Annotated in this window: 5 protein-coding genes and 1 pseudogene; 2 read left to right on the forward strand and 4 right to left on the reverse strand. The window is 65.1% G+C overall.

Translation table 11 applies throughout. The annotated features are described in order from the left end of the window. Positions 1 to 334: 334 nt before the first annotated feature. From XcuCFBP2542_RS03385 to XcuCFBP2542_RS03405, 4 genes and pseudogenes are all read right to left on the reverse strand, one after another. On the reverse strand, positions 335 to 2,470 hold the full coding sequence (locus tag XcuCFBP2542_RS03385; RefSeq protein WP_104602204.1) for an alpha/beta hydrolase family protein: 2,136 nt from the start codon (positions 2,468 to 2,470) through the stop codon (positions 335 to 337). Positions 2,471 to 2,597: 127 nt separating this feature from the next. Beyond that, positions 2,598 to 3,443: a transporter gene (locus XcuCFBP2542_RS03390; protein ID WP_104602205.1), complete on the reverse strand. Its 846-nt coding sequence runs from the start codon at positions 3,441 to 3,443 to the stop codon at positions 2,598 to 2,600. 553 nt (positions 3,444 to 3,996) lie between these two features. Beyond that, positions 3,997 to 5,968: pseudogene (locus XcuCFBP2542_RS03400) on the reverse strand (OPT family oligopeptide transporter). 414 nt (positions 5,969 to 6,382) lie between these two features. Beyond that, positions 6,383 to 7,201: an HDOD domain-containing protein gene (locus XcuCFBP2542_RS03405; RefSeq protein WP_104602207.1), complete on the reverse strand. Its 819-nt coding sequence runs from the start codon at positions 7,199 to 7,201 to the stop codon at positions 6,383 to 6,385. 285 nt (positions 7,202 to 7,486) lie between these two features. Here XcuCFBP2542_RS03405 and XcuCFBP2542_RS03410 point away from each other — a divergent pair, with 285 nt between their 5' ends. Beyond that, positions 7,487 to 8,116 carry a hypothetical protein gene (locus XcuCFBP2542_RS03410; RefSeq protein ID WP_104602208.1) on the forward strand — a complete coding sequence of 210 codons (630 nt, stop codon included), beginning with the start codon at positions 7,487 to 7,489 and terminating at the stop codon, positions 8,114 to 8,116. Beyond that, positions 8,113 to 8,880 carry a zeta toxin family protein gene (locus tag XcuCFBP2542_RS03415; protein WP_249027601.1) on the forward strand — a complete coding sequence of 256 codons (768 nt, stop codon included), beginning with the start codon at positions 8,113 to 8,115 and terminating at the stop codon, positions 8,878 to 8,880. Before XcuCFBP2542_RS03410 ends, XcuCFBP2542_RS03415 begins: the two co-directional genes overlap by 4 nt. Positions 8,881 to 8,895 lie beyond the last annotated feature (15 nt).

Consider the following 8,895-nt stretch of genomic DNA (forward strand, 5'->3'; position numbering starts at 1 on the left):
ATTTGAGAAGTTAAGGAAACGCTATGTTGCCACGCCGGCAAGATGCCAGGGGGAATGCCGGCCCCGTACGATCAGCCGGCGTTGCCTTGCAGGCAACCGGCTGGCACCTGCCGGGTACCGGCACCTGCTGCGATGACGACCACCAAACGCGGCCCGGCGCTGCTGCAAACCCGATACGCAAAGGCCTGACCAGGCAGACGGAAGCGGCGGCGATCAATATGGTTGCGCCACGCGCGGCCATGGCAGGCATTGTCCCGCTCGCCTCTGCCAGGCCGGCCGCAGCGCCGTGTAGAACTCCCTGCACGCCACCAGGCGGCGTGCAGGGACGGCTTGGTCACTGGCCGATATGCTGCTTCAGCCAGCCATTGACGGTGTCGTGCCACAGAATGCTGTTGTCCGGCTTGAGCACCCAGTGGTTTTCGTCCGGGAAGTACAGGAACTTGGACTCGATGCCCTTGCGCTGCAGGGCAGTGAACGCGGCCAGCCCCTGTTCGACGGGAATGCGGAAATCCTGCTGGCCGTGGATCACCAGCATCGGCACCTTCCACTTGTCCACATGCAGCACCGGGTTGAACTTCTCGTAGCCGGCCGGGTTTTGCCACGGCGTGCCGCCGTTCTCCCATTCGCTGAACCACAATTCCTCGGTGGCGTAGCCCATGGTGCGGTTGTCGAACACGCCGTCGTGGTCGACCAGGCACTTCCACGGCGAGCTTCCATCGCGCTCGAACCAGTTGCCCGCCATCCAATAGACCATGTAGCCGCCGTAGCTGGCGCCCAGTGCGCAGGCCTTGTCGCCGTTGAGGAAGCCGTATTGCTTCTGCGCAGCGGCCCAGCCCTTCTGCAGGTCTTCCAGCGGGCGGTCGCCCCAATGCTGGCTGATCGCATCGGTGAACGCCTGGCCGTAGCCGGTGGAGCCGTGGAAGTCGATCATCACCACCGCATAGCCCTGGCCGGCGTAGGTCTGCGGATTCCAGCGGTTGCTCCAGCCGTTGCCGAAGCTGCCCTGCGGGCCGCCGTGGATCAGGAATGCCACCGGGTAAGTCTTGCCTTCCTGGTAGTTGTACGGCTTGACCACGTAGCCGTAGACGGTGTCGTTGTTCCAGCCCTTGAACTGGAACTGCTCGTAGTCGCCGAACTGCACGTCCGGTAGCTGCTCGCCTGCAGTCTGGGTGATGGCACGCAGATTCTGGCCCTGTACGTCGCTGACGAAGATCTGGTCACCGCTCTTAAGCGAGCTACGCGTGAACGCCAAGGTGTTTGCGGCCAACGACGGCGCATGCACGCTGCCCTCGCCCACCAACTTGGTCGGCGTACCGGTGGCGATGTCGATCTTGAACAACGGATGCTCGCCGAGCTCGTCGGCGCTGGTGTACAGGCTGAAACCGTCGTCGCTCAACACGATCTCGCCGGCCGAGCGGTCCCACTTCGGCGCAATCTCGCGGGTCTTGCCGCTGGCCACGTCCATCGCCATCAAGCCGAAGCGGTCGGCCTCGAAGCCGGGGCGCTGCATGGCGCGGTAGTACAGCGTCTTGCCATCGGCGCTGAACACCGGGCCGGCGTCCCAGGCCGGGTTGGCCGCGGTCAGGTTGACCGGTGCGGACTTGCCGCTGGCATCCAGGCGATACAGGTCGAAGTTGGTCTGCCACGATTCGTCGTTGCCGGAGGGCCTGCCGGCGGCCTTGGCGTTCTTGCCCGCTTCCGGGCCATGCGGCTGCGGGATGCGCACGCTGGCCACCACGCTGCTGCCATCGGGCGACCAGGTGTAGTCATCGTTGCCACCAAACGGCTTGGACGGCGCATCGCCAGCCAGGGTGGCGCTGATCGCCGACGCGCCGACGACCGGCTTGGCGCCTGCGGCCGGCAACTCGGCCACGAACAAGGTATTGCGACTGCCATCGTTCCAGGTGTCCCAATGGCGGACGAACAACTGGTCGTACACCACGCCGCTGGCCTTGCTGTTCTTGCGCTCACCCAGCTTCTTCTTGGTGCAGCCCAGATCCGAACCGCAGTCCTGGAACACGCCGGCACTGAAGACGATGCGCTTGCCAGTGGGCGAGAGCTTGAAGCTGTCCACGTCCACCGCAAAGGCGGTGAGCTGTTGCGGCGTGCCGCCGGCCAGCGGTTGCGCGTACAGCTGCTGGCTACCGGACTTGCTGCCGAGGAAGTACACCGTCTTGCCATCCGGCGACAACGCCGGGCTGTTGACGTTCCAGCCTTCCGGGGTGAGCCGCTTGGGCGGCAACGCGTCGCGCGTGCGCAGGTTGCGCACCCACAGGCTGGTGGCCGGCTTGCCGTTGGCGGTCTTGGCCTGGCGCTTGGCGAAGACCAGCACGCTGCCATCGGGGCTGAGCGTGGGCGCGGACACCCGGTCCAGCGCCACCATGTCGCGCACATCGAAACCGCGCGCGGCGGACAACGTTGGCAAGGCGGCCAACAGGCACAGGGGCAACACGGCGTAACGAAGCTTCATCGAGATTCCCGTAAGGGCAAAACGTCGATGGTAGGCGTTGCTGCGGCGCACGCGCAAAGGAAGGAGGTCATGCCCCTGCCATCTGCACCACCCCTGCCGTCGCCAACGGCAGGGGCGGCCAGCGGGTTCAGAAGCGGTGCGACAGGCCCAAGTACAGCTGCCTGGCCGGGGTACGGTCGTTGAGACCGAAGTTGGCACCCACGTCCAGCTGCAGCAGCGGATTGAGCAGGTAGGTGGCGGCGACGTCGGCCGATGCCTGCTCAACGGTCTGTGCCGGGTCGCGATTGATCGAGGACCACAGCTCCACCGCCACCGACAGGCGCGGCGTCAGCGGTCGCGCCAGGTTGACCAGGTTGACGATCGCCAGGTGCTTGCCGCTGCCGTCGCTATCGGCCAGCCAGTCCAGCTCCGGGCCGAAGGTCAACGAGAAACTGCTCGGCAGCACGAAGTTGATGGGCAACGCCAGGCCACCTTCCCAGGTGTCGTTGCCCAGGCCCGTGCGTGCGGTGGGGGCCTTGACGAACGGCAGCAGCGCCACGCTGGCGGTATCGCTTTCGTACACGCGCGCCTTCATGCGCAGGTAGACGTCGCCACCGCCGCTGAGGCTGCTGCGCTCGCCGGTCGCACGGTCGGTGGTCTTGACCTGCACCTGCGGGGCCCAGTTGAGTTGCAGGTCGATGCGGTCGCTGACGCCATACTTGAGCGTGGGATTGGTGAAGTACGACGTTTCCGTGCGCGTGCCGGCCTGGGTGTCGCGGGTGTAGTTGCCGATGTCGGTTTCCAGTTGCCAGGCGCCGGTCGGCACGGTGCAGGTGGCGTTGGCCTTGGTCGGGCGGTCGGTACACAGCGGCGCCTCGGTGGCGTCCTGCGCCTGGGCCTGAAGCGCAACGCCGGCGAGAACGCCGGCGATGACGACGGCAAGCAGCGGCAGGCGACGCGTGGCAGCGGAATGGGGCGAGCTAAGGGTGTGCATTGCAATGATCCAGGGTGAACCGCTGACACGATCGGATAATCGGCAGCGTGAATGAAGTGAAGAAGCAGGGTGCAGAACGGCAACGTGGCCGGACAGGCGTCCCGGCGGCCGGACAGTCGCGCGCAGGGGGCAGCTGCCCGGCCTGCTGCGCTGGCGGTGCACGCCCTCGGCCACGCGATGCGCTACTGCATCGGGCAAGGCAGACGGCTGGCGCTCGCTGTTCCAGCGTTATCGAAGCGACGGCCTTGCGTCGCGGTGCGTCATCGAGTCGATCCAGGCATGTTGCAGTCCAGGCGCACCATCCGTGCGGGAGACGGCACGATAAGGATCTGTGGCATAAAGGCGCTATGCCTCTGGCCTGGGCGTTGCGTAAAGCCGACGCAAAGTGCGCGCCAGCAACGGCGCGCCAAATGGTGGCCGCCCGTCTCTGCGCGCGGCGGGCAGGCTGTCCTCGATCCGGGCGCGCTGACTCTTCAAGCCGCGCACGCCCCGCGCGACTGCACGAGGCGTCCCGCAAGGATGGCGCCTGCATCACGTGCGCCATCGCCTTGCGCTAGGCGGCCGCCTCGCCGCGCTTGCCCACGCGATACAGCAGCCAGCCGACCAAGGCCAGAATGACCAGGCCGAACCACTGGTTGAGCTGCAACGCAGCCGGCAATGCCAGCACATCGGCGCGGCTGGACAACACGATCGGCACGGCAATGGCGATCCCCATCAAGGCCTCGCCGGTAATCAGGCCAGCGGCGAACAGCACGCCCGGACGATGCACGCGGTCGCGGCCGTCTTCATCGTCGGCACGAATGTTGTGGAAGCGCTCGACCAGATGCGCGATTAACCCGCCCAGGAAGATCGGCACCATCAGCTCCAGCGGCAGGTAGATACCGATCGCCGCTGCCAGCACCGGCACGCGAAAGCGCTTGCCGGTGGCCTTCAACCATTCGTCCAACGCGATGATGGCCGCGCCCACCACCGCGCCGATGGCGATCATGCTCCATGGCAACTGACCACCAAACAGGCCCTTGGCCACCGAGGCCATCAGCGTGGCCTGCGGCGCGCCCAGCGAATTGGGATGCTGCGGCGTGGCCGGGCCGATACCGTAGGCCTGCGCCAGCAGGTTCAGCACCGGCGCCATGATTAGCGCGCAGGAAAACGCACCGATGCCCAGCATCAGTTGCTGCTTCCACGGCGTGGCACCCACCAGGTAGCCGGCCTTGAGATCCTGCAGGTTGTCGCCGCCCACCGCCGCCGCGCAGCACACCACCGCGCCGATCATGATGGCCGCCACCGCGCCCAGGGGCGCGGCGCCGATGCCCACCGGTACCAGGCCGCTCTTGCCCAGCAGCAGTACCAGCACCGCCGAGGCGAACAGGATGGTGGAGATGGTGATGCCGGAGACCGGGTTGTTCGACGAGCCGATCAGCCCGGCCAGATAGCCGGACACCGACACGAACAGGAACCCGGCCACGATCATGATGATGGTCATCGGGATCGACACATGCCACTGCTGCACGATGGCCTGGTACAGGCCCAGCAGTGGCAGCGTACACACCACCAGCGCCACCAGCATCCACTTCATCGGCAGGTCGCGCTCGGTCTCGGCCACCACGCCGCCACCGCTCTTGCGCGCGGCGGCAAAGCCGCTCTTCACCCCGGACAACAGCGACTTGCGCAGCGAGAACAGCGTCCACACGCCACCGATCAGCATCGCGCCCACGCCCAGGTAGCGGATCTTCGCACCCCAGATGCCGAACGCGGCATCGGCCGCCGGCGCACCGGCCAGGCTCTGCGCCAATGCCGGATCGCTGCCCATGAAGAACTGCTGGTAGAGCGGAATGGCGATGTGCCAGGACAGGATCGAACCGGACAGCACCACGATGCCGACGTTCAACCCGACGATATAGCCCACGCCCAGCAGCGCCGGCGACAGATTGGTGCCGAGATAACCCACCACCCGGCTGCTGCCCAGGTAGCTGGCCTGCGCCCAGGTGTCCGGGATCACCCGCAGGCCGCTGGCGGCGGCCAGTTTGACCAGTGCGCCGATGGCACCGGACACCGCCAGGATCTTCAGGCCCGGGCCAGGATTTTCGCCGGCCTTGAGCACTTCGGCCGCGGCCTTGCCCTCGGGGAACGGCAGCGGGTCTTCGACGATCATCGAGCGCCGCAGCGGCACCGAGAACAGCACGCCCAACAGCCCCCCCCATGCCGGCGATGCCCAGTACCCACCAGTACTTGAAGTCCGGCCAGTAGCCCATGATGACCAGCGCCGGGATGGTGAAGATCACCCCGGCGGCGATCGACGAACCGGCCGAGGCACCGGTCTGGACGATGTTGTTCTCCAGGATGGTGCCGCCGCCGAGCAGGCGCAGCACGCCCATCGAGACGACTGCCGCCGGAATGGCGGTGGCGATGGTCAGGCCGGCAAACAGCCCGAGATAGGCATTGGCGGCCGAAAGCACCACTGCCAGCACGATGGCCAGCACGACGGCGCGGAAGGTGAGCTGGCGCGGTTGCGCGTCGTGGCGCATTGGGCATTCCCCTGTGGGCAAGATATCCGCACCACGCTAGCGCCTGCGCCGATGCGCGTCCAGCTGCGGCGCGGCGTGACAGGGGGCGTGCCGTGGCGTGCGGCGTAAACAGGATCGGCAGCAACGCCTTGCGTGCCAGCGCAAGGGGCGGGTCGATTGCAGCGAATCGTCACGCGGCAGCGGCGCAGGACGTGATCCGGCTGATTGCGATCACCAGACACCTCCGGATGCACCGCACCTTAGATCGTCACTGTGGAAGATCCATGCCGCCGGCATCGCAAACCCCGTCCCGGGACCGGGACCGGGACCGGGACCGGGACAGCTTCAGGCTTGCTCCCAGCGCGAGGACACCGGCACACAGGGCACGGCGCGTTCGAACCGCCACGCCTGGAGTGACGCAGCGGCACGCACTGTTCAGTGCAGCAACTCGGCAAACGCGCGGTCGGCCTCGATCACATCCGGCAGCGCCGCGAACAAGGCGTCCAGGTCCACGCCATCCATCAACGGCCCACGCACCGCTTCCAGGGCCGCCGGGGTAGCGCCGCCATGGGCATGCAGCGCATCGGAGACCTGTACCGCCTGGGCAACCAGCAGCGGCATCCGCGCGCCATCCGGCGCCGCCGCAGGGCGCACCTGGTAGGCGATCGCATTCTGGATCACGGTCGGCAACTGCCAGCGGCGCGCCAGCTCGGCACCGACCTCCGGATAGCCGAAGCCAAGTTGCAGGGTCTCTTCGGCGGCATGGCCGGCCGAGGAACTGTCGTGGTTAATGCGGCTGGCGTAATCCGGCGCACCGGACTGGATCAGCAGCTCGCCGATGTTGTGCATCATGCCGCAGGTGAAAGCGGTCTCCGGATCGAGCCCGTGCTGGCGCGCCAACAGGCGGCAGATGCCGGCCACTTCGAAACTGTGCCGCCAGAATGCCTTGAGGTCGAAACCCGGGCCGGCCCGGAAGGCCCCGGTCATCGCCGAGGCCAGCACCAGCGTGCGCAGTGTATTGAAGCCCAGGCGCATGGCGGCATCTTCCACGCTGGTGGAGTCGCGCAGGCCATGGAAGCGCGCCGAATTGGCCAGCCGCAGCACCTTGGCGGCGATCACCGGATCGCGCTCGATGGTGTGCGCCAACGTATCGATATTGGTGTCCGGATCGTCGAACTGGCGGATCAGGTCCTGCGCCACCTTGGGCACGGTGGGCAAGGTGTGCAACTGGTCGAACAACGCCTCCAACTTCATGATCGCCTCACAGGTAAACGGACAGGCCGCGCGATGCGCGCGGAAGTGCATGGTGTAGCACAGACCGGTTGGTCCCCGGTGACTGGGGCGTGGACGGGTTCATTTGTGTGTGAGCACGCGGGGCATGAACCCGGCAGGCCACTTCGCACTGCCTGGGAACGGGCTAACCATCGCGCAATTGGTCGTCAGTAATACCAACGCGACGTGCAAGCATCACTGCCGGATCCGTGCGATAACATCCTCGCTAGCCACGACCCACCGCCACATCTGCACAGGGAAACGCATATGAGCGATGCCCAAGAATCCCGTTATGCTGCCCTGGCGCGCCGTGTGGTGGAGGCGCATGCAGCGCAGCTGCTGCACGATGTGCAACGGATCAATGAGCGCACGCTGCGTGAGCTTGGTCCATTGCCGCGTGGCGGACTGCCGGTACAGGTCAAGCGCAAGCCCAAGCCGGCACCCTGGGCGCAGTCAGTCCAGCATTCCACACCACCGCATGTCGACGCGCGCCCTGTACCGCGCGTGCCCATTGCCGAGAGGAAAAACCTTGCCATGTCCCGGCCTGCTGCTCCATCCGTTGAAAACGATCTGCCTGCGCCTCTCGTGCCGCAGGAACTGTGTGAAATCCTTCAAGAGTATCCCGAGTTGATTCAGCGCTTGCAGGATGTCCTGGATGACTACGTTAGAAGGCCCAATCCAATAACTCCGTTCGATGGGGCCATCTGGGCACTTGAAGGAAGGCTCGAGTCGTTTATCTCCGAAGCCCACGAGGAGCTTGAATCAGCAAAGCTTGAAGGGGTTTCGCAAAGGATTGAGATTGCAAAGAATAAAGACTTCGCCGTTGGTTATGCCCGCTTCAATATGGGGGCAATGTCCGAATTGCGCTCTTATCTTGAAGGTGAGGAGAGTCGATGAACGATTACAAGCTCCCCATCGATCAGCACGAGCGAGTGCTTGAGGAAGAAATTTTTCCGAAAACTGGTTGGGCAAAAAGATCATCATTCGATACTCCCAGTGCCGTGATTCTGGCAGGCCAGCCGGGTGCAGGTAAGGGAGGGCTCGCCAGAACAGCAGAGCTTGAGCTGAATGGAGATGTCGTAAAGATTGATCCAGATGAGTTGCGTGCCTTCCACCCGCAAGTATCAGCCCTTCGCAACGCACACCCCTACACCTGGTCCGGTTACACCCAGGCCGATGCCAGCCAATGGGCCGAAGAGTTGCTGCAGGCCACGGTGGAAGGCAAGAAGAACCTGATCTTCGACACCACGCTCAGCAACGGTCAGTGGAGTTCGGAGTTAATCCAGCAATTGCAGTCACGCGGTTATGTCGTCGAAGTGCGGGCGATGGCTGCACCCAAGCTGGAAAGCGAGCACGGCGTCGACTCACGGTTTTCTCAGCAGCTCGATCTGGAAGGCCATGGCCGCTACGTCCCCGAAGGCGCCCGCGACGCGATCTACACCAAATTGCCGCAAAGCCTGGATTTCGTGCACACGCAGACCACCGCGCCGATCCGCATTTTCAACCGCCAAGGCACCGAGGTCTATGACAGCCGCAGCGATGCACGCCCGCCGGGCCAGGCGCTGGAAGCCGCACGTCATGCGCGCCTGAGAGGGTGTTTACATAATGATATAATAGTGCCATCTCATCACAGACAGTCATCGAAATGGGCCGCCCACTGAAGATTCAAGTCGAAC

Source organism: Xanthomonas cucurbitae (assembly GCF_002939885.1).
GTDB lineage: Bacteria > Pseudomonadota > Gammaproteobacteria > Xanthomonadales > Xanthomonadaceae > Xanthomonas > Xanthomonas cucurbitae.